The 19942-nt window shown below is 63.4% G+C and carries 17 protein-coding genes and 1 pseudogene; 10 read left to right on the top strand and 8 right to left on the bottom strand.

Annotated features, from left to right (window positions below):
* The 3 genes from APH28_RS06745 to APH28_RS06735 are packed head-to-tail and all read left to right on the top strand — an operon-like array spanning position 1 to position 2750.
* Entirely contained in the window at positions 1–1212 is a 1212-nt protein-coding gene (locus tag APH28_RS06745) for a cytochrome c (protein ID WP_060508192.1), read from the top strand.
* 3 nt (positions 1213–1215) lie between these two features.
* Entirely contained in the window at positions 1216–2187 is a 972-nt protein-coding gene (locus APH28_RS06740; protein ID WP_060508191.1) for an XdhC family protein, read from the top strand.
* Positions 2184–2750 carry an NTP transferase domain-containing protein gene (locus APH28_RS06735; RefSeq protein WP_060508190.1) on the top strand — a complete coding sequence of 189 codons (567 nt, stop codon included), beginning with the start codon at positions 2184–2186 and terminating at the stop codon, positions 2748–2750. Before APH28_RS06740 ends, APH28_RS06735 begins: the two co-directional genes overlap by 4 nt.
* 9 nt (positions 2751–2759) lie before the next feature.
* Here the strand turns inward: APH28_RS06735 and APH28_RS06730 are convergent, their stop codons facing one another.
* Genes APH28_RS06730 through APH28_RS06720 form a run of 3 tightly spaced genes read right to left on the bottom strand, consistent with a single transcriptional unit; the run spans position 2760 to position 5401 of the window.
* Positions 2760–3383: a GAD-like domain-containing protein gene (locus tag APH28_RS06730; protein ID WP_060508189.1), complete on the bottom strand. Its 624-nt coding sequence runs from the start codon at positions 3381–3383 to the stop codon at positions 2760–2762.
* Positions 3384–3418: 35 nt separating this feature from the next.
* Positions 3419–4036 carry a GAD-like domain-containing protein gene (locus APH28_RS06725; RefSeq protein WP_060508188.1) on the bottom strand — a complete coding sequence of 206 codons (618 nt, stop codon included), beginning with the start codon at positions 4034–4036 and terminating at the stop codon, positions 3419–3421.
* A gap of 15 nt (positions 4037–4051) precedes the next feature.
* Complete coding sequence (locus APH28_RS06720; RefSeq protein WP_060508187.1) at positions 4052–5401, bottom strand: DUF6861 domain-containing protein; 1350 nt, start codon at positions 5399–5401, stop codon at positions 4052–4054.
* A gap of 248 nt (positions 5402–5649) precedes the next feature.
* Between APH28_RS06720 and APH28_RS06715 the strand changes: the two genes are divergently transcribed.
* The 3 genes from APH28_RS06715 (at position 5650) to APH28_RS06705 (ending at position 9196) form a co-directional block, all read left to right on the top strand.
* Positions 5650–6333, top strand: a complete 684-nt coding sequence (locus tag APH28_RS06715; RefSeq protein ID WP_060508186.1) for a response regulator transcription factor — start codon at positions 5650–5652, stop codon at positions 6331–6333.
* The gene (locus tag APH28_RS06710; protein ID WP_060508185.1) at positions 6330–7652 is read left to right on the top strand and encodes an ATP-binding protein; all 1323 of its coding nucleotides are present in this window, start codon (positions 6330–6332) and stop codon (positions 7650–7652) included. Before APH28_RS06715 ends, APH28_RS06710 begins: the two co-directional genes overlap by 4 nt.
* A gap of 152 nt (positions 7653–7804) precedes the next feature.
* A complete protein-coding gene (locus tag APH28_RS06705; protein WP_060508184.1) occupies positions 7805–9196 on the top strand; it encodes an aspartate aminotransferase family protein in 1392 nt (463 codons plus the stop codon).
* A gap of 40 nt (positions 9197–9236) precedes the next feature.
* Here APH28_RS06705 and APH28_RS06700 read toward each other — a convergent pair whose 3' ends face one another.
* The 4 genes from APH28_RS06700 to APH28_RS06685 are packed head-to-tail and all read right to left on the bottom strand — an operon-like array spanning position 9237 to position 14723.
* Positions 9237–10127 (bottom strand): siderophore-interacting protein, encoded by an 891-nt coding sequence (locus APH28_RS06700; RefSeq protein ID WP_060508183.1) that lies wholly within the window; start codon positions 10125–10127, stop codon positions 9237–9239.
* Positions 10128–10181: 54 nt separating this feature from the next.
* The gene (locus APH28_RS06695) at positions 10182–11597 is read right to left on the bottom strand and encodes an efflux transporter outer membrane subunit (protein ID WP_060508182.1); all 1416 of its coding nucleotides are present in this window, start codon (positions 11595–11597) and stop codon (positions 10182–10184) included.
* Positions 11598–11600: 3 nt separating this feature from the next.
* A complete protein-coding gene (locus tag APH28_RS06690; RefSeq protein WP_060508181.1) occupies positions 11601–13565 on the bottom strand; it encodes a MacB family efflux pump subunit in 1965 nt (654 codons plus the stop codon).
* Positions 13566–14723, bottom strand: a complete 1158-nt coding sequence (locus APH28_RS06685) for an efflux RND transporter periplasmic adaptor subunit (protein WP_060508180.1) — start codon at positions 14721–14723, stop codon at positions 13566–13568.
* Positions 14724–14928: 205 nt separating this feature from the next.
* Here APH28_RS06685 and APH28_RS06680 point away from each other — a divergent pair, with 205 nt between their 5' ends.
* The 3 genes from APH28_RS06680 (at position 14929) to APH28_RS06670 (ending at position 17452) form a co-directional block, all read left to right on the top strand.
* Entirely contained in the window at positions 14929–15405 is a 477-nt protein-coding gene (locus APH28_RS06680; protein WP_060508179.1) for a sigma-70 family RNA polymerase sigma factor, read from the top strand.
* A 171-nt stretch (positions 15406–15576) separates the two neighbouring features.
* Positions 15577–16056, top strand: coding sequence for a response regulator (locus tag APH28_RS06675; RefSeq protein WP_060508178.1), 480 nt, complete (start codon positions 15577–15579; stop codon positions 16054–16056).
* A 70-nt stretch (positions 16057–16126) separates the two neighbouring features.
* Complete coding sequence (locus tag APH28_RS06670) at positions 16127–17452, top strand: MFS transporter (RefSeq protein WP_060508177.1); 1326 nt, start codon at positions 16127–16129, stop codon at positions 17450–17452.
* Positions 17453–17524: 72 nt separating this feature from the next.
* On the opposite strand, the gene APH28_RS06665 is transcribed toward APH28_RS06670, so the two are convergent.
* Positions 17525–19207, bottom strand: coding sequence for an electron transfer flavoprotein-ubiquinone oxidoreductase (locus APH28_RS06665; RefSeq protein ID WP_082432268.1), 1683 nt, complete (start codon positions 19205–19207; stop codon positions 17525–17527).
* A gap of 531 nt (positions 19208–19738) precedes the next feature.
* Here APH28_RS06665 and APH28_RS06660 point away from each other — a divergent pair.
* Positions 19739–19942: pseudogene (locus tag APH28_RS06660) on the top strand (electron transfer flavoprotein subunit beta/FixA family protein); the annotation flags it as partial.

Below are 19942 nucleotides of genomic sequence, written 5' to 3'. Positions count from 1 at the left end.
ATGGGCTTCGTTCGCAACACACTCCTGCTGGCCCTCGGCCTCGCCGTCGTCTCGGCTGCCAAGGCGGCCGACGAGGCGCAGGTCAAGCGTGGTGAATACCTGGCCCGTGCGGCCGACTGCATGGCCTGCCACACCGCCGAAGGCGGCGCGCCGTTCGCCGGTGGCCTGCCGATCCATTCGCCATTCGGCACTATCTATGGCAGCAACATCACCCCGGACAAGCAGTACGGCATTGGCAACTACACGGCTGACGAGTTCTTCGCCGCGGTCACCGAGGGCAAGCGCAAGGACGGCGCCAACCTCTACCCGGCGATGCCGTACACCTCGTACCACCTGATCAAGCGCGAGGATTCCGATGCGATCCTCGCTTACCTGATGACCGTGCCGCCGATCAACCGGCCGGCGCCGCAGACGGCGCTGAGCTTCCCGTTCAACGTGCGCCTGGGCCTGACCGGCTGGAACATGCTGTATGGCAAGAGCGTGCAACTGCAGCCGACCGAGGGCAAGAGCGCAGCATGGCAGCGCGGGCAGTACATGGTCGAGGTGATGGGCCATTGCGGCGAATGCCACACCCCGCGCAACGCCATTGGCGCGCTGCAACAGGACCAGCGCTTCACGGGCGGCCTGCTGGGTGGCTATCTGGCGCCGAGCCTGCTGGCCCAGGACCTGGCCGACCGTGGCTGGACCCAACCGGACCTGACCACCTTCCTCAAGCACGGCATCAGTGCCCAGGGCAGTATGTTCAACGAGATGTTCCCGGTGGTGCACCATAGCACCCAACACCTGGAAGATGCCGACCTGGCGGCCATGGCCACCTACCTGCTTGGCGACCAGCCACCGCCGGCCAAGGAAATCAAGGCCGTTACCCTGGAGCAGATGAGCGACAGCGCCAAGCGCGGCCATCAGCAGTACCTCAACGTCTGCGCCGGCTGCCATGGTGTCGACGGCGAGGGCAAGCCGCACATCGCGGTGGCCATGCGTGGCAACACGGTGCTGCGCCAGGGCGACTCGCGCAACCTGGTCAAGGCCATTCGCGACGGCATCCGTGAGCAGCAGTTCACCGGCTTCGAGCGCATGCAGCCGATGCCGGGCTTTGCCGACAAGCTCGATGACCAGCAAGTGACGGACATGGTCAACTACCTGCGTCAGGCCTGGGGTGGATTGCCCGGCGACCTGAGCGTCCAGCAGCTCGCCGAGCTGAAGGCGGAGTAAACCGTGCAGCATCTCGATCTCCAGGTCATCAGCCAGGCGTTGCAGTGGTCGTGCAGCGGCCAGCGGGTTTGGTTGTGCACGGTGCTCGCCACCTACGGCTCGGCGCCGCGTGCGCCGGGCTCGCTGCTGGCGGTCAACGCCAGCGGCCAGTGGTTGGGTTCGCTGTCGGGTGGCTGTGTCGAAGATGACTTCCTTGAGCGCGTGGGGCGGGGCGAGTTTCCCGAACCGATTGCCATCGTGCGCTATGGCGATGGCAGCGACCCGCGTTCGAGCATCCGCCTGCCGTGTGGCGGCGTGCTCGAGGTGCTGGTGGAAAACCTGTCGGCCGACTGTGACGTGCAGGCGCATCTGCGTGAGCTGGAGGGCGCACTGCGCGGCCAGCGCCGGCTGCTGCGCGAAGTGAGCCTGCCGCACGGGGATCGCCTGCTCAGCGACGACCACAGCCAGGGCCCGCGGGTGGAGCGCGAAAGCGGTCGCGTGCGTTTGCGTGTCGGCGCTGCCCAGCGCCTGCTGCTGGCCGGCTACTCCAGCGTCGCGCATTTCTGTGCCGAGTTCGGTAAGGGGATGGGCTTTGAAGTCATCCTCTGCGACCCACGTGACGAGGTGCTCGAAGGCGTGGTACTGAACGGCATCGAGGTGCGTCGTGAGCTGCCATCGGAGTTCATTGCTAATGGCGGTTGCCATGCCGACACGGCGGTGGTTGCATTGACCCATGATCCGAAAATCGATGACCTGGCCATGCTTGAAGCGGTACGTACCGAAGCGTTCTACATAGGCGTAATGGGCTCCAAGGCCACCTCCGACAAGCGTCGCGAACGCTTGCAGCGCATCGGCGGCCTGGGCTATGACGAGCTGGCGCGGATACACGCGCCGATCGGCCTCAACCTGGGCAGCAAGACCCCGGCCGAGATCGCCCTGGCGGTGCTTGCCGATATCCTGCGCCTGCGCAATGGCATCGGGCGGGCTGCGCTGTGAGTGTGGTGGCGCTGGTGTTGGCGGCCGGTAGCAGCGTGCGTTTCGGTGGCGACAAACGCCGGGCGCTGATGGCCGATGGTCGCAGCTTGTTGGTGCACAGCGTCGAGCGCGCCTGTGCCGTGTTCGATGATGTGCGGGTGGTGTTGCGTGACGGCGAGCGGGGCGAGGAACTGGGGTTGCCGTCGGCGTGCCGGGTCATCTGCAGTGCGGATTCCGCGCTGGGGATGGGCCATAGCCTGGCGGCTGGCGCCGCTTCGCTGGTCGACAGCGAGGCGCAGGCGGTGGCGATTCTGCTGGGTGACATGCCTTGGGTGGAACTCGGGACCCTTGGTTTGCTTGCACGCGAGGCCAGTGGGTCGACGATAGTCCTGCCTTGTCATGCCGGGCAGCAGGGCCATCCGGTGGTGTTCGGGCGTGATTTTTGGCCAACGCTTTCGCGACTGTCGGGCGATGAAGGGGCGCGTTCGGTGGTCAGGGCCCATCCGGACAGTTGCGTCAGGCTGGCAGTCGAGGATGCCGGGGTGCTAAGGGATGTCGATACGCCCGATGCATTGCACCAATGAGCGTCGGCTTTATTCATCTTCTTCATCATCAAATGCATAGGGTTCCAGTTCGCTTAGCTGGGAAAGCAGAATCAGATGCACGTCGGCCTTGAGCCGCTGGAGATTGGCCAGGCTTGCAGAGCCACCCAGCATCAACGCCGGGACGAAGCCATACATCTCATCAGGCGCCAATGTGCCCAGTGTTTCCCTGGCCGACTCGAACAGGTCCAGGTCGATCCCTTCAGTCATTACCCACATGAGTAGGCCCTGGATCTTCGCGTCTCGCTCTTCGTCGGTCGAACTGTGAGCGCCGTCAATGTAGCGGGAGGCGTAGGCAGTGATGGTCAGGACTGAGCCGGTTTCTTCGCCCCAGAGGTACAGCTCGCCGAAAGCGCTGCGGGCGATGAGGTGGTAAGTGTCGCGGGTTTCGAAGTGAGTGCCGGCGAGCCAGTACGTCACGACGTCTTCGTATTCCTTCGGGTTGACCATCCAGAACAAACCGCCGCCGTAGCCGCACCAGCCGTGGTCTTTCCAGTAGGTCAGGAGTTGGTTTGGGAGTTTGCCTTGGTAGTGATCCAGAGCGGCAGGCGGGACGGGCTGGTGGCCGATGGGGTCGCTGAAGGTTTCGAGGAAGATGGAGAAGAGTACGTTCATTTATTAGGTCCTTTTACTGCTGTTGGGTGAGGGCTCTAAAAATCGGAGAAACTATAAGGTTCGATTGGGCAAAGCTGAGACAGCAGTACCAAGTGTTCAATTGCTTTCAGCCTTTCTAGATTGTCGAGTCGAATGGAACCACCGAACACTAAGGCTGGAACAAATCCGTACATCTCGTCCGGACCAAGTGCGCCGAGGCTTTTTTTTGCAGGTCCAAACATGTCGTCAAAATCATTTGAATCCAAATCTCTACAGGCGAAGAAGCTCTGCACTAGTCTGTCCATGTCGGACGGCGTTACTTCACGTTTGCTGCCAACATACCGGCCTATGTGCGGTGCGATTTTCAGTGAGAACCCGGTTTTCTCACCAAATAGATAAAGGTCGCCAAATGCGCCGCGGGCGATGAGGTGGTAGTTGTCGTAGTTTTCCAGGTTTGCACTTTCGAGCATAGAGGCGACCACGCCTTCATACTCTTGAGGATTTACGGTCCAAAACAACCCGTCGCCGTATCCACACCATCCATGCTCCATCCAATACTGCAGAAGTTTATCCGGTAACTTTCCCTTGTAACGCTCTATCGTCGATGTGGGTACCTCTTGCCTATGCGTAGGTTCACCGACCTCTTCAATAAAAACAGAAAATGCTTCATCCATTTTACGACCTCCAGTCTACGAGCACTTGTGTAGTTTTACGTTTAAAAGTCCGGTCCTGCCTCCCATTCCGGCCATATCTTCGGCGGCCTGTCGGAGCCCTCCTATCCTGCTTTTCCACTGTGGACCAATACTTGAATTAACTTGTCTATCGCCAAAGTCAGCAATGGCGTCTCGTCCACCTGCACTAAGATCCGGGTTATGCAAGGCTGCGAGTGTTGACATCGTCTCCTTAGCTTGCATTTCCGAAAGTATTCTCGCTTCTCGCGGTCCCATCGTTTTGGACAAGTCCTCCTGAATTCTATCTCTTAGACTTACATAAAGGTCTTCACGTGCCTTTTTAGCAAGTTTGGGGTCGCGTTTGACTGGATTGGCAACATTTTCAAGAAACTCTTCAACCGTCAACCGATTGAGACCATCTTGCTGCCCCTTCAACTGCCGCTCAAACTCGCCATGCTTCGACGTCGGCAAATTATCCGCCTTGAAACACGCCACCGTATGCAACGGCATGCTACCGGGCTTGCCCTTGGATGGCTCCTTGTCTTTCCCCGCCGGCCGGTTCGGCTGCACAGGCTGTGACTCACCCACCGCACCCTTGCGCCGCTCCGGCACCTGCAGGTCCGGCCGTTTCTTCAAGGCCTCCTCATGCTTGAGCATCCACTGCCCAATCCGTGCACCTTTCTTGCTGGCGCCCATCTCCTGGGCAAGCACACCCGCATTGCCACCCCCACGGGTGAGGTAGGACACCATGGCGCCCAACAACAGCATCACCACTTCCACATGCCCAGTGGCAATGAAATCCGCCGCTTGATTGATGGCATACGGGTTGTCCTGGCTGAACGCGTTCAGCCCTTCTTCACCCCGTGTGCCTTCCCAGGCGAGGCCGATGCCTTCCAGGTAGTACTCGCCAATGCGCGGCAGGCCGTCGACGAAGAATTCGGCGAGAGAGGCGATACCCAGCACGCCGAGGATCCAGCCGCTGACCTTGAAGCCGATGGCGGTGCCGGCAACGCCGCCGGGAAAGGCACCGACACCGCCGGCGAAGGCACCGATGCCGGCACCGAGCAGGCCGCCGGTCAGGGCGGTGCCAGCGACTATCATCGCCATCTGCTCGGCGACGCCGAGCAGGTCGTTGAGGATGCTTTTGATGTCGAGGTCAGCGAAGCGCTGGCGCAGCAGCTGCCCGGCTACCGATTCGGCCTTGTAGAAAGCACGCCGCACGCTGTCCACGCGGCGCAGGTTGAGGGCCAGTGATGGCACATGTTGGTTGAGGTAGGTACGGAAATGGGCACCTCCTTGATAGCCCATTTCATGGGTGATCCGTGTCTCGATATCGCGCCAGGTGGGCACGATGTGCCAGAGCAGCATGAGGCGTCTCCCTGCCAGTTTTGTGCAGGGGAAATCACATCATGGAGTGGGTGTGGGAAGTTCCTGAGTCGGCTGTAGGAAAAGTCTATTTCGTTGTTGGTGGGTGGGTTTGGGGGGGATCCGGTTGTTGCTGCAATGGGTAGGGTGGGAATGCGCTGAAAACATCAAGGCAGGCGCAAAAAGGTCCATAATCCCCCCTTAATCCCCCCATAGTGCAATGCCTGCCACAACACTCCGGGAGCCCCACCATGCACGTTCTGCTCTGCGAGGACGACGACCTGATCGCCAGCGGCATCTGCGCCGGCCTCACTGCCCAGGGCCTGACCGTCGACCGTGTGGCCAATGCCGCCAGCGCCAGGGCCCTGCTGCAGGCGGCGCAGTTCGACGTGATGATCCTCGACCTCGGCCTGCCTGACGAAGATGGCCTCAAACTGCTGCGCCGCCTGCGCCAGCAAGGCGTGGATCTGCCCGTGCTGGTGCTCACCGCCCGCGATGCGGTCACCGACCGGGTCGACGGCCTGCAGGCCGGTGCCGACGACTACCTGCTCAAACCCTTCGACCTGCGCGAACTGGCGGCGCGCCTGCATACCCTGTTGCGCCGGGTGGCGGGGCGGGCGGTGAACGTGATCGAGCATGGCCCGCTGCGCTACGACCCGAGCAGCTGCGAAGCGACCCTGGCCGGCCAGCCGGTCGACCTGTCGCGGCGCGAGCAGGCGTTGCTCCAGGCATTGCTGCAGAACCCCGGTCGGGTGCTGTCCAGCGAACAACTCAAGGACTGCGTGTACGGCTTCAGTGATGAGGTCGAAAGCAACGCGCTGAACGTCCATATCCACCACCTGCGCCGCAAGCTCGGCAACAGCATCGTCGAGACCGTGCGCGGTCTGGGCTATCGCCTGGGGCCGGCACAGGCGCCGGAGGAAGCCGCATCATGAGCCTGCGGGTACGCCTGAGCCTGATCCTTGGCACGGCCTTCATCATCATCTGGGCGCTGGCAGCCGCGTGGATGCTGCGCGACCTGCGCCAGCAGATGATGTTCTCCCTTGACCAACGCCTGGTAGCCTCGGCACGCATGGTCGCCGGGCTGATCGACCAGCTGCCGCAACCGCTGGCGGCCAAGGGCGAGGACGCGCACTTTTCCGCCGATCAGTTGAGCGTGCCAGACGGCATGGCCTGCCAGGTGAGTTCCCTGCGCGGCGAAATCCTCGCCAGCAACCATAAGCATGACGGCGCGATGGACGACCAGCGCAGCGGCTTCCGCGACCAGACCATCGATGGCGCGTTGTGGCGCACCTTCACCTACAACCACGGTGATGTGCGCATCACCACCGCCGACCGCCACATGGAGCGCGAGGCGCTGAACCAGTCGATTTTGCTGGCTGCCTCGGCGCCGGTGCTGATGGCCTTGCTCGGCAGCCTCGGGCTGCTGTGGATCGGCCTGGGCAAGGGCCTGGAGCCGCTCAATCGCATGCGCGACGCACTGCGACGACGGCGCGCCGACAGTGTCGAGCCGTTGCAGGTGGCCGGGTTACCTAGCGAACTGCAACCCTTGCTCGATACCCAGAACCACCTGTTCCTGCGCATCGCCCAGACCATCGAACGCGAGAGACGGCTGACCGACGATGCCGCCCACGAACTGCGCAGCCCGCTGACCGCGATCAAGACCCACCTGCAGGTGGCGCGCATGACCGATGGCGCGGTGCGCGAGCAGGCGCTGGAACATGCCGAACAAGGCGCCGACCGCATGCACCGGACCCTGGAGCAGCTGCTGTTGCTGGCGCGGGTCGAGGGTAGCCTGTCGTTTGAGGACGGTGTGCAGTGCAGCGCCGAGCAGGTCGCCCGCCAGGCGGTGCAGGATGCCGGCGGCGGTGACAACCGGCGCATTGTCCTGCGCCTGCCCGAAGAGGCTACCCAGATCTACCTGGGCATGCCTGCGCCGCTGGCGGTGGCGGCCTTGCGTAACCTGCTGGACAACGCCCTGCGCCACGGCGGTGATACCGAGGTGGAACTGGAGGTGCAGATGGCCGATGGGCAGGTGGGGTTCATGGTGCGCGACCATGGGCCTGGCATTGCAGATGACGATCTGCAGCACCTGACCGAGCGCTTCTGGCGCAATGGCCAGAGTGGTGGCTGTGGATTGGGGCTGGCGATCGTTCAGGCGATTGTGCAGCGTTGCGCTGGCAGCCTCAGGTTCGACAGCCGCAGTGATGGGCTGCGGGTGGTGCTGCAGGTACCGGCGCGTACGGCCAGCTGATCCTTACTGCCTGTGCCGGCCCTTTCGCGGGCGAGCCCGCGAAAGGGCCGGCACAGGCTAACGAATTTCCCACAACAACCGCTAAATCCTCCCCGCACTCAAGCGTTTTCCAAGCGATAACTGCCCATTCGCTTGCTTGCGAGGATTCACCCATGTCCACCGCTACCAGCCTTGCCCAGGTCCTGCCGGCCAGCGCGCCGCGACCTTTGTACGAATTCAGCGACTCGCCCTTGCTGCAGCGTCAGCAGCAACAGGAATCCAACGCCCGCAGCTACCCCCGACGCATCCCGTTGGCGCTCAAGCGCGCCCGTGGCATCCACGTGGAGGACGTCGAAGGCCGCCAGTTCATCGACTGCCTGGCCGGCGCTGGCACCCTGGCCCTGGGCCACAACCACCCGGTGGTGATCGAAGCGATCCAGCGCGTGCTGGCCGACGAACTGCCACTGCATACCCTGGACCTGACCACTCCGGTCAAGGACCGCTTCGTCCAAGACTTGTTCGGCATCCTGCCTGAAGCCCTGCGCCGCGAGGCCAAGGTGCAGTTCTGCGGCCCGACCGGCACCGATGCGGTAGAGGCGGCGCTCAAGTTGGTGCGCGGCGCCACCGGGCGCAGCACCGTGCTGGCCTTCCACGGCGCCTACCACGGCATGAGCCAGGGCGCCCTGAGCCTGATGGGCAGCCACGGCCCCAAGCAGCCGCTGGGCGCGCTGCTGAGCAATGGTGTGCAGTTCATGCCGTACCCCTATGACTACCGCTGCCCGTTCGGCCTCGGTGGCGCGGCCGGGGTCAAGGCCAACCTGCATTATCTGGAAAACCTGCTGCTGGACCCGGAAAGCGGCGTGCCGCTGCCGGCAGCGGTGATCCTTGAAGTGGTGCAGGGCGAAGGCGGGGTAATTCCGGCCGACATCGAATGGCTCAAGGGCGTGCGGCGTATCACCGAACAGGCCGGCGTGGCACTGATCGTCGACGAGATCCAGAGCGGCTTTGCCCGTACTGGGCGGATGTTCGCCTTCGAGCATGCCGGGATCGTGCCGGATGTGGTCACCTTGTCCAAGGCAATTGGTGGCAGCCTGCCGCTGGCGGTGGTGGTGTACCGCGACTGGCTGGATACCTGGAAACCCGGCGCCCATGCCGGTACCTTCCGCGGCAACCAGATGGCCATGGCCGCAGGTTCGGCGGTGATCAACTACCTGGTCGAGCATCGTCTGGCCGAGCACGCCGAAGCCATGGGCCTGCGGTTGCGTGAGCATCTGCAGCGGCTGCAGCGGGACTATCCGCAACTGGGCGATATCCGCGGCCGTGGCTTGATGATCGGGGTGGAACTGGTCGATCCGCAGGGGCAGCCCGATGCCTTGGGCCATCCGCCTGCCAATCGGCAACTGGCGCCGAAGGTCCAGCGCGAGTGCCTCAAGCGTGGCCTGATCCTCGAGCTGGGCGGTCGCCATGGTGCCGTGGTGCGCTTCCTGCCGCCGCTGATCATCAGCGCCCAGCAGGTCGACGAAGTCGCGCAGCGCTTTGCCGAGGCAGTGGCCGCGGCCGTCTGAGCCCGCGAGGGCCGCGTTGCGGCCCTTTCCTTTGGCCTGTTCAGTCGCAGCTTTCACCCAGGCGCCAATACCCCATCGTCATCAGGCGCTCGCGCTGCAGCCCACGCTGTTTTATCAGGTACCTGCGAATCTCAAGCACCGTCGCCGACTCCCCGGCCACCCAGGCATAGAACGCGCTTTCCAGCGGCAGGCTGGCCAGTTCGCGCACGGCATGCTGCATGGCATGGCCATGCTCGCAGCGCAGCAGCTCGCGGGGCAGCCAGTGCAGCCGGGTATTGGCGCTGTGGTGCAGGGGCAGGCAATCAGCCTCCTGCGGGACTTCGATGAAGGCTTCCACGGCCAGTTCGGGTTGTTGCTCTGCCAGCGCTTCGAGAATGCCGGCAATGGCGGGCAACGCCGTTTCGTCGCCAATCAGCAGGACATGGCGGGTATCTTGTGGCGGCTTCCACTCGTAGCCGCCTGGGTCGCCGGCGTGGGCCAGGTTGGGGGCGACCATCACCAGGCGATCGCCCTCCTGGGCATGGGTGGCCCAGGCCGAGGCTGGACCGTTGACCCCGTGCAGCACAAAGTCGACGTCGACTTCCAGAGCATCCCGGCGCAAGGCGCGGATGGTATAGGTGCGCATGGGCGGGCGTTGTTCGGCGGGCAGCGCGCTGTGCGCGGTCTTCCAGTGGAGGTCGTGGGGCAGGGTTGGCAATGAGCCGTCAGGGGCCGGGAACAGCAGCTTCACGCGCTGATCGGGCGCCAGAGTGTGCATGAGCGCGACATCCGCGCCGGTGAATACCAGGCGCGCAAACGATGGGCTGAGGTTGATGCGCCGAGCGAGTACCAGGTCGAACGCGCGGTAGGCCCTGGCGCCGGGCGTTTGGCCCGGGATCAGGCGACGCAGGCCTTGTTGCCAGGCTTGGAGCATGCTGGCGGAGCGGGTCATGGGGAATCCTCTTGCAAGCGGCTTTCCCTATGAACGAGTTGCACGCATGGCGAATTAACCGTTGTCCGCTTTCGCTACCTGCCAGCCACCCCCGAGCGCCTTGTACAGCGCCACGCTGCCTTGCAGGCGAGCCAGGCGCAGCTGCGCCTGCTGGTCCTGGGCGAGATAGAGCGTGCGCTGGGTTTGAAGCACGCTCAGCAGGGTTTCGGCGCCGGCAGCGTAGCGCCGCTGAGCCAGGTCGAAAGCTAGCCGCGCCTGCTCGACCTCCTGGTCCTGCCACTGGCGCTGCTGTTCAACGCCATGGATGGCATTCAGGGCCTTCTCGACATCGGCGAAGCCGGCCAGGATGCTGCTGCGGTAGCTCTCCAGCAGCTCGTCTTGCTCGGCTTCGGCCAACTGCTGTGCCGCTCGCAGCCGGCCATTGTTGAAGATTGGCACGACCAGCCCGGCGGTGAGGGTGTAGTAGGCGCTGTCAAAGACCTCGGCGAGGGTGCGTGCGCCGGTGCCGAGGTTGGCGCCCAAGGTCACTTTGGGCAGCAGAGCGGCCCTGGCGACCTGCACATTGGCACTGGCGGCGGCCAGCCGAGCTTCGGCGGCGGCGATGTCCGGGCGGCGGGCGAGCAGCTCGCTGGGCACGCCGCTGCCAATGTGCGGCCAGTTCACGGCTTCGAGTGTTTCGCGTGCGGTGGGCAGGGCCTGGACAGGGTCGCCCAGCAGAGTGGCCAGGGTAATGCGATTGTCCTGCCACTGCTGTTCGAGCAGCGGCACCTGCCGCTCCTGGGTGGCCACCAGGCTGCGTTGCTGGGCCAGTTCCAGCCGTGTTGCGGACCCGGCGCGCTGGCGTGTCTCAACCAGCATCAGGACATCGCGGGCGTTACGCAGGTTGAGGCGGGCAATGCGCAGTTGTTCTTCCAGGGCAAGGCCCTGCAGGTAGCTGTTGGCCACGCTGCTGACCAGCGTCAGCTCGACCGTCTGGCGGTCGAAGCGGCTGGCGTCGAGGCTGTGCAGGGCGCTTGAGCGAGCAGCGCGCAGGCCACCCCAGAAGTCGATCTCGTAGCTGGCGACCAGCTGCATGCCGAACGACGTGCTGGTTCGTTCGTATTTGCTGACATCGAGCTGGTCATAGCCCTCGCCATGCAGCAGGCGCTGGCGGCTACCGTCGAGCTCGAACCTGAGCTCTGGCAGCAGCGGCGCCCCGGCAATGACTGCCCGTGCCCGGGCCTGGCGCACACGCGCCGTGGCAGCGGCAAGGTCGTGGGCATTGGACTGGGCGCGTTCGACCAGGTGGTCCAGCTCGGCGCTGTCGAAAGCTTGCCACCACTGCGCCGATGGCAGGCTGGCAGAAGGCTGGAGGGTTTCGCCTTGCCAGGCCGACGGGGCAGCGATGCCGCCGGATGGCACGGGCGGCAGGCTGCAGGCGGCAAGGCCCAGGCACAGGGACAACAAGCTGATGCGGCTTGGCAAGGTCATGGGCTATTCGCTGGTGAGGGCTTTGACCGGGTCGAGTCGGGCGGCTTTGCGGGCCGGCATGAAACCGAACACGACGCCGGTGAGAACGGCGCAGGAGAAGGCACCTAGCATGGCGGGCAGGGTGAAGGCCACGGCAACCTTGGCCAGCATCAATGCGCCGCCGACCAGCAGGGCCAAGGCAATGCCAACCATGCCGCCAACCATCGACAGCATCACCGCTTCGCTGAGGAACTGGCGCAGGATGTCGTGCTGTCGCGCACCCGTGGCCATGCGGATGCCGATTTCACGGGTACGCTCGCGCACGGTCATCAGCATGATGTTCATCACCCCGATGCCACCGACCAACAGCGAGATCGCGGCAATCGCCCCGAGCATCAGTGACAGGCTGTTCTGGGTGCGTGCCTCGGCCTGGATCAGCGCGGCCGAGTTGGTCAGTTCAAAATCGTGACGGCCCTGGTGGCGCTGGCGCAGCAAGCGCGCCACGGCGGCTTCGGTTTCATCGACCCGCGTGGCGTCGACGGCAGCGACGGTGATGTAGTCGGGGTCGCGCTGGCCGAACAGGCGGATCGCCGCTGCCGAGTAGGGCACGACGATGCGCCCGTCGGCATCCTGGTCGCCGGAGCTCGCGCCTTTGCCGGCGAGTATGCCAATGACCTGAAACGGCACATTACCGATCAAGAGGTACTGGCCAAGCGGGTCGCGATCAGGCTCGAGCATCTTCTCCCGCACTTTCTGGCCGATCACCGCCACTGCCGCGCCACTGGCTTCGTCGGCGTCGGTGAAGAACGCCCCTTCGACTGCCGGCCAGTTGAAGATCGCCGGGAACTGGTTGTTGTTGCCGCCCACATAGAAGCGCTGGCTGTTGTTGCCATGGCGCACCATCAGCTTTTCGCCGAGCACCGGCATGATCTGCCTGACCTGGGGCAGTTGGCCGATGGCGGCGACATCATCGAGGGTAATGGTGCCAGCAGGTTCGCCCAGTGTGGCGGGCTTGCCATTGAGGTAGAGGATGTTCGAACCGAAGGCAGCCATCTGGGCCATCACCTGGCGTTTGCTGCCTTCGCCGACGGCCAGCATGACCACCACCGAGGCAACCCCGATGATGATGCCGAGCAGGGTCAGGGCGGTGCGAAAGCGGTTCACCCACATCACCCGCCAGGCAGCTTGCAGGGCTTCGAGCAGCTCGCCTTTCCAGGCCCCGCGCAGGGTCGCGCCGCGGTCCAGGCGCTGGCGCAGGTCATTGGCCTGCAACCCTTGGGGTGCAGCAATGGCCGCTTGCTCGGTTGCGGTATCGCTGATCATCTGGCCATCGCGGATTTCGATCACCCGCTGTGCACGGGCCGCCACCTTGTGGTCATGGGTGATCAGGATGATCACGTGGCCCTGGCTGGCCAACTCGTCGAGCAGCGCCATGACTTCGGTGCCGCTGTGGCTGTCGAGCGCGCCGGTGGGTTCGTCGGCGAGGATGATATGGCCACCGTTCATCAGCGCCCGGGCGATCGAGACCCGTTGCTGCTGGCCGCCGGAGAGCTGGTGCGGGCGGTTGGCACTCCGGCTGGCCAGGCCCAGCCGGGCGAGCAGGGCGGCAGCGCGGGCATGCCGTTGGCCGGCGGGCGTGCCGGCATAGATGGCCGGCATCTCGACGTTTTCCTGGGCCGAGCCGGAAGGGATCAAGTGGTAGCCCTGGAACACGAAGCCAAAAGCCTCGCGGCGCAACCACGCCAGCTCGTCAATGCCCAGTTCGGCGACGTTCTTGCCGGCGAAGCGGTAGCTGCCTGATGTCGGACGGTCCAGGCAGCCGAGTATGTTCATCAAGGTCGATTTGCCCGAGCCTGAGGCCCCCACAATGGCGACGAACTCCCCGGGGTGGATGCTCAGGCTGATGCCGCGCAATACATCGACCTTGGGGGTGTCCTGGCCACCGTAGGATTTGCGGATATCGACCAGCTCGATCAGCGGCGTGCTCATTCAACCTCCGCTGGCGCTGGGGGCGCCCATCAGCAACTGCTCACCTTCGTTGAGCCCGTCCAGCACCTGAACGCGCAGGCGGTCGCTGAGGCCGACGCGCACCTGGCGCTGCACCACGTTGCCGTGCGGGTCGAGCACCCTTGCCACGGACTGCCCGCCGTTGTCGTCCAGCGCGGCAAGTGGCACGGTCAGTACCTGGCTGGCCTGGCCGGCGACGAAGAATACCTGGGTGGTCATGTCGGCCATCAGGGCGCCGTCCGGGTTGTCGACGTCGAGCAAGACGGTGTATTGCACCACTTCATTGGCAGCATTGATCGGGCTGCCGCTGCCCCGACTGGTCTGCTCCAGAGGTTTGGGCGGAATCGGCAGGATCTGCCGCACTTTACTGTTCCAGCGACGTTTGCTACCGGACAGCGTGGTGAAGTAGGCGGTCATGCCGGGTTTGACCTTGCCGATATCGGCTTCCGACACCTGGGCCCATACCGTCATGGGCGACAACTTGGCGATGCGCAGGATCAGGGGTGTCTGTTGCTGGGCATTGAGGGTTTGGCCTTCGCGGGCGTCCACGGCTACCACCGTGCCGTCCATCGGCGCATAGATGCGCGTATAGCCCAGCTCCGCTTCGTCGCTGCGCAGGCTGGCCTGGGCCTGGCGGATCTGGGCCTGGAACATGTCGATACGCGCCTGGGTGACCTTGAGCTGTGCCGCAGCGGCCTGTACGTCCTCGTCCCGGGTGGCGCCGGCAGCGGCCAGATCGCGCTGGCGCTTGAGTTGCTGACTGGCCAGCGCGAACTGCGCGCGCTGTTCGGCGAGCTGGGCCTTGAGGTTGTCGATCGAGAAGCGCCCGGCATCCAGGCGCGCCTGCTGGGTGGAGGGGTCGATTTCGACCAGCAGTTGCCCCTTGCGCACCGGGTCGCCCGCTTCCACGTGCAACGTGCGGATCTGCCCGGAGGCCTGGGCGCCCACATCCACGTAACGCCTGGGTTGCAGGGTACCCAGGGCGGTGACGCTGCTTTCAATGTCTGCCCGTGTCACCGTGACGGTGCCCAGTGGTTGAGCGCCGAAGGGCGGGGTTTGCCAGGCCAGCAGGCAGCCCAGGCTCAGCAGGCCCACGGCAGCGAGGGTGAATGGGCGACGGGGAGAGGTTGAGCGGCTCATGCGGGCTTCCAGCCTGGGTGGTGGTCACGCGCTGCGAATCGTGGCGCGCACCGAAGTCCCAGTTAAACGAAGGCTGGCCAGATGGATTTAGCCTGAACGAGAGCGGGAGAGGGCGTGTTGCTGAGAATAGTTATAATTTGTACTATCACAGCCCGGTATCACTCAGTCCCGTACGTGGGTTGCAAGGACGATTTCAGGTGCTGTTGTGGAACATTACTATCGCGAATTGGTGAGCTTCCTGTGTGCACGCCTGGGTAATCGCCAGGCTGCGGAGGACGTTGCCCACGATGCTTATCTGCGGGTGCTGGAACGTACCGACGGCGGGCAGATCGAGCATCCGCGAGCGTTCCTTTACCGGACTGCGCTCAACCTGGTGATCGACCGGCACCGGCGCCATCAGGTGCGCCAGGCTGAATCACTGGATGCACTGGATGCCGAAGGGCGTTTGCTCAGTGCTGAATTGCAGCAGGACATGCAGCTCGATCAGCGCCTGGCGTTGATGCAAAAGGCTCTGGATGAGCTGAGCAAGGTGTGCCGGGACTGCTTTCTGTTGCGCAAGCTCGACGGCCTGTCACACCAGCAAATTGCAGAGCGCCTGGGCATTTCCCGCAGCCTGGTGGAAAAACACATCGTCAACGCCATGAAGCATTGCCGTGTGCGGATGCGGCAGTGGGAGTCGTGAACCTGGGGTGAAGCGCAGGTGAAAATTCTGGATGATGGCCACTTGATTTCTTCCACTTTCCCGGCAACTATCTAGATTGACCCCTCCAGGCGCAGCCCTGGCGGTTGCCTGTTGCTGGCGCAGTTTGGTCAGGGAGCTGTCCCTCATTCACCTGACGGCCCAGGTCCGACAATGACAAACAAGACCCTGCGCATCCTGATTGCCGACGAGCATCCGCAGCAGCGCCTGCAGCTTGAAAAACTGCTCAATGGCCTTGGCTATTACCGGATTGCCCCGGTCGAATCCTTTGAGGAGTTGCAACGCCTGGTGCAGTGCGCCTTGCAACCGTTCAACTTGCTGCTGGGCAATATCGAATTGGCCAGCCATGCCGGCGTCGATCTGGCGCGTTTCTGCCGGGTCAGTACGCAAATCCAGCATGCCCTGCTTTACCATTCGCAACACCTGAAAGTGCCCGTGGTGCCGCAGACCGAGCGCCAAGCCGTCAGCGTGAGCCTGCCACAGGTACCGGACAACGATGCATTGCAATCCTTCATGGCGATCATCGACGGCCCCGTGCTGGTCGGCAAGATAGCGCTGCCTGCCGGGCTTGCCGCTGGTGCGGCCCATGCGCACAAACCGAGGAACTTCGGCCACACCGTCTTCAGCCGTTAATGGCGTGGGTGGGGCAAGGCGACGGGCATTTGCTATCCTCTTGCCCTTTGCCGATCTGCGGACTCCTGTCATGACTGCCATCGATACCGCTCGCCCGCCCCGGTTCAGCCGCGGCGACCACCGGACCCTGGGCCTGGCGGCACTGGGTGGCGCGTTGGAAATCTACGATTTCATCATCTTCGTGTTCTTTGCCTTGACCCTCAGCCAGCTGTTCTTTCCGCCGCAAATGCCCGAGTGGCTGCGTTTGCTGCAGAGCTTCGGCATCTTCGTCACCGGTTACCTGGCGCGGCCACTGGGCGGCATCCTGATGGCCCATTTTGCCGACCACCTCGGGCGCAAGCGGGTGTTCAGCCTGAGCATCCTGATGATGGCCTTGCCGTGCCTGCTCATCGGGGTGATGCCGACCTATGCCGACATTGGCTATGCGGCGCCCTTGATCCTGCTGGCACTGCGCATCCTGCAGGGGGCTGCCGTGGGTGGCGAGGTGCCGAGCGCGTGGACATTCGTCGCCGAGCACGCGCCAAACGGGCGTCGTGGCTATGCTCTGGGTTTCCTGCAGGCGGGCCTGACCTTCGGTTACCTGCTGGGAGCGCTGACGGCGACAATATTGGCCAACGTGTTCACGCCGCAGGAGATTCTCGATTACGCCTGGCGTTACCCGTTCCTACTCGGCGGGGTATTTGGCGTGATCGGTGTGTGGTTGCGCCGCTGGCTCAGTGAAACCCCGGTGTTCCTGGCCTTGCGTGAGCGTCAGGAACAACCGGTCAAGTTTCCGCTGCGGCGGGTACTGGGCGAACACCGCTCGGCGTTGATCCCGGCGGCACTGCTGACCTGCGTGCTGACGTCCGCAGTGGTGGTGCTGGTGGTGATTACCCCGACGGTGATGCAGCAACGCTTCGGCATGACGGCGGGGCATACCTTCGCCCTGAGCAGCGTGGGTATCGTCTTTCTCAATATTGGCTGTGTGCTGGCCGGGTTGCTGGTCGACCGACTGGGGGCCTGGCGCGCCCTGATGATCTACAGCCTGCTGCTGCCGCTGGGCATTGGTGCGCTGTACGCCAGCCTGGTGGGGCAGTGGGGTATGACCTGGCTGGCCTATGCACTGGCCGGGTTGGCCTGTGGCGTGGTGGGAGTGGTGCCGTCGGTGATGGTCGGCCTGTTCCCGGCCGAAATCCGTGTTTCGGGAATTTCCTTCACGTACAACGTGGCTTATGCCCTGTGGGCCAGCACCACGCCGCTGGCATTGATTGCGCTGATGCCGTGGAGCCCGTGGGTGTGTGCCGGCTTTTGTCTGATCATGGGCACGGTGGGGTTGCTGACTGCCTTGTATTTCGGGCGTCGTGAGCCGCTGGCGTTTGCCGCAGAGTCGATGCCGGCCATGTGTGCTGACAAGTAGCAACAGCTGATACGCAAAAAGCCCCCGGCTCTCACGAACCGGGGGCTTTTTGTTGTTGCAAGGGCAGCGGTCTTACATGTTCGGGTAGTTCGGCCCGCCAGCGCCTTCAGGAGTGACCCAGGTGATGTTCTGGGCCGGGTCCTTGATGTCGCAGGTCTTGCAGTGCACGCAGTTCTGCGCGTTGATCTGGAAGCGCTTGTTGCCGTCTTCCTGAGTGACCACTTCGTACACGCCCGCCGGGCAGTAGCGCTGGGCCGGCTCGTCGTACAGCGGCAGGTTGCTGGCGATCGGCACGTTCGGGTCGGTCAGCTTCAAGTGGCAGGGTTGCTCCTCTTCGTGGTTGGTGCTGGAGAGGAATACCGAGCTGAGCTTGTCGAAGCTGAGCTTGCCGTCCGGTTTCGGGTAGTCGATCTTCTTCGACTCGGATGCAAGCTTGAGGCACGCGTAGTCTGGCTTGGTGTCGTGCAGGGTGAACGGCAGCTTGCCACCGAACCAGTTCTGGTCGACATAGTTGAACGCGCCGCCCAGCAGTGGCCCGAACTTGTGCAGCGCAGGGCCGAAGTTGCGGCTGGCGAACAGTTCTTCATAGAGCCAGCTGGCCTTGAAGGCGCTGACGTAGCCGTTGAGTTGGTCGCCGCCCTCGCTGCCGGCGATCAGTGCATCGGCCACCGCGTCGGCGGCGAGCATGCCGGACTTCATTGCGGTATGGCTGCCCTTGATCTTGGAGAAGTTCAGGGTGCCGAGGTCGCAGCCGATCAACGCGCCGCCATTGAAGACCATTTTCGGCAGCGAGTTCAGGCCGCCCTTGCAGATGGCGCGGGCGCCATAGCTGATGCGCTTGCCGCCTTCGAGGTACTGGCTCATCACCGGGTGGTGCTTGAGGCGCTGGAACTCGTCGAACGGCGACAGGTACGGGTTGGCGTAAGAGAGGTCGACGATCAGGCCGACTACTACCTGGTTGTTTTCCAGGTGATAGAGGAACGAACCACCGGTGTTGTCCTTGCTGGTCACGTCCAGCGGCCAGCCGGCGGTGTGCACCACCAGGCCTTGCTCGTGCTTGGCCGGGTCGATTTCCCAGATTTCTTTCAGGCCGATGCCGTAGTGCTGGACGTCGGCATCGCTGTCGAGGTTGAAGCGTTTGATCAGCTGCTTGCCGATATGGCCGCGGCAGCCTTCGGCGAACAGGGTGTATTTGGCACGCAGCTCCATGCCTGGGGTGTACAGGCCGTCTTTGGGGTTGCCTTCGCGGTCGACACCCAAGTCACCCGTGACAATGCCGCGAACCACGCCGTTTTCGTCGAACAGCGCTTCCTGGGCGGCGAAGCCTGGGTAGATTTCCACACCCAGGTTCTCGGCCTGCTGGGCCAGCCAGCGGCACAGGTTGCCCAGTGAGATGATGTAGTTGCCGTGGTTGTGCATGGTCTTGGGCACGAACAGGTCGGGAACCTTGGTCGAGCTGCCGGCGTCCTTGAGCACATAGATATCGTCGCGCTTCACTTCGGTGTTGAGCGGCGCGCCGAGTGCTTTCCAGTCGGGGAACAGCTCGTTCAGGGCACGGGGTTCGAAGACCGCACCGGACAGAATATGAGCACCAACTTCGGAGCCTTTTTCCACCACGCAGACGCTGATCTCGCTACCGGCTTCGGCGGCCTTCTGCTTCAATCGGCAGGCGGCGGACAGGCCCGCGGGGCCTGCGCCGACGATGACCACGTCGAATTCCATGTATTCGCGTTCCACAGGTTCTCTCCTACTCATCAAGGCTCGTGCTGTTGCTTTGTCTTATGGGTGCTTGCGTGCAGCGGCGCTTCACTGGCGCGAAACTGTAGCTACGCAATGGACGGACTACACCGTTTTGTCTTGGCGCGCATTATATCTACACCACTTGGCGGGTCCAATACAAACGTTTGTTTGAATTTGCCGGAGCCCAGTAAAATCACAGGAACGCGGCTGGAGGGTGACCGATTTGCCGTATTGACCGGATTGGGTGTTACGGTCAAGATACGAGCGGTTTTACGTTCGCCGTAGGCTTGCAGCCGGGCGCAGGTACACCTCTAAAGACCAGGTGTGGAGCAGGGTTGTCGGTATGAAAACCGATTTGTAGTGGAGTTTACACGCCACGACAGAAAATGACCCGTGGGTATTTGCCGCAACAGTCGCGACAAGACTGTTCGGTCACCATGAAGTTTGCCCCTCCCGGTACGTTTTTAGAGGTGCCCTTGTACCCACGCGCATCGCCGGGCTCTGCCCCTGGCGACTATCTATTCACCGGAGAGTAACGAGGAATCCATGAAGGTTCTTGTAGCTGTCAAACGAGTGGTCGACTACAACGTCAAGGTTCGCGTCAAGGCGGACAACTCCGGCGTCGACCTTGCTAACGTCAAGATGTCCATGAACCCCTTCTGCGAAATCGCCGTCGAGGAAGCTGTACGCCTGAAAGAGAAGGGCGTTGCGACCGAGATCGTCGTGGTTTCCGTTGGCCCGACCACTGCT

It is taken from the genome of Pseudomonas sp. NBRC 111124, assembly GCF_001320245.1.
GTDB lineage: Bacteria > Pseudomonadota > Gammaproteobacteria > Pseudomonadales > Pseudomonadaceae > Aquipseudomonas.
Note: the sequence above shows the minus strand (reverse complement) of the source record. Positions and strands in the feature narration are given on the sequence as shown.

Coding starts and splice junctions, on each gene's coding strand:
- APH28_RS06745 (WP_060508192.1), top strand. CDS start 1: ATGGGCTTCGTTCGCAACACACTCCTGCTGGCCCTCGGCCTCGCCGTC.
- APH28_RS06730 (WP_060508189.1), bottom strand. CDS start 3,383: ATGAACGTACTCTTCTCCATCTTCCTCGAAACCTTCAGCGACCCCATC.
- APH28_RS06725 (WP_060508188.1), bottom strand. CDS start 4,036: ATGGATGAAGCATTTTCTGTTTTTATTGAAGAGGTCGGTGAACCTACG.
- APH28_RS06720 (WP_060508187.1), bottom strand. CDS start 5,401: ATGCTGCTCTGGCACATCGTGCCCACCTGGCGCGATATCGAGACACGG.
- APH28_RS06715 (WP_060508186.1), top strand. CDS start 5,650: ATGCACGTTCTGCTCTGCGAGGACGACGACCTGATCGCCAGCGGCATC.
- APH28_RS06710 (WP_060508185.1), top strand. CDS start 6,330: ATGAGCCTGCGGGTACGCCTGAGCCTGATCCTTGGCACGGCCTTCATC.
- APH28_RS06705 (WP_060508184.1), top strand. CDS start 7,805: ATGTCCACCGCTACCAGCCTTGCCCAGGTCCTGCCGGCCAGCGCGCCG.
- APH28_RS06700 (WP_060508183.1), bottom strand. CDS start 10,127: ATGACCCGCTCCGCCAGCATGCTCCAAGCCTGGCAACAAGGCCTGCGT.
- APH28_RS06695 (WP_060508182.1), bottom strand. CDS start 11,597: ATGACCTTGCCAAGCCGCATCAGCTTGTTGTCCCTGTGCCTGGGCCTT.
- APH28_RS06690 (WP_060508181.1), bottom strand. CDS start 13,565: ATGAGCACGCCGCTGATCGAGCTGGTCGATATCCGCAAATCCTACGGT.
- APH28_RS06685 (WP_060508180.1), bottom strand. CDS start 14,723: ATGAGCCGCTCAACCTCTCCCCGTCGCCCATTCACCCTCGCTGCCGTG.
- APH28_RS06675 (WP_060508178.1), top strand. CDS start 15,577: ATGACAAACAAGACCCTGCGCATCCTGATTGCCGACGAGCATCCGCAG.
- APH28_RS06670 (WP_060508177.1), top strand. CDS start 16,127: ATGACTGCCATCGATACCGCTCGCCCGCCCCGGTTCAGCCGCGGCGAC.
- APH28_RS06665 (WP_082432268.1), bottom strand. CDS start 19,207: ATGAGTAGGAGAGAACCTGTGGAACGCGAATACATGGAATTCGACGTG.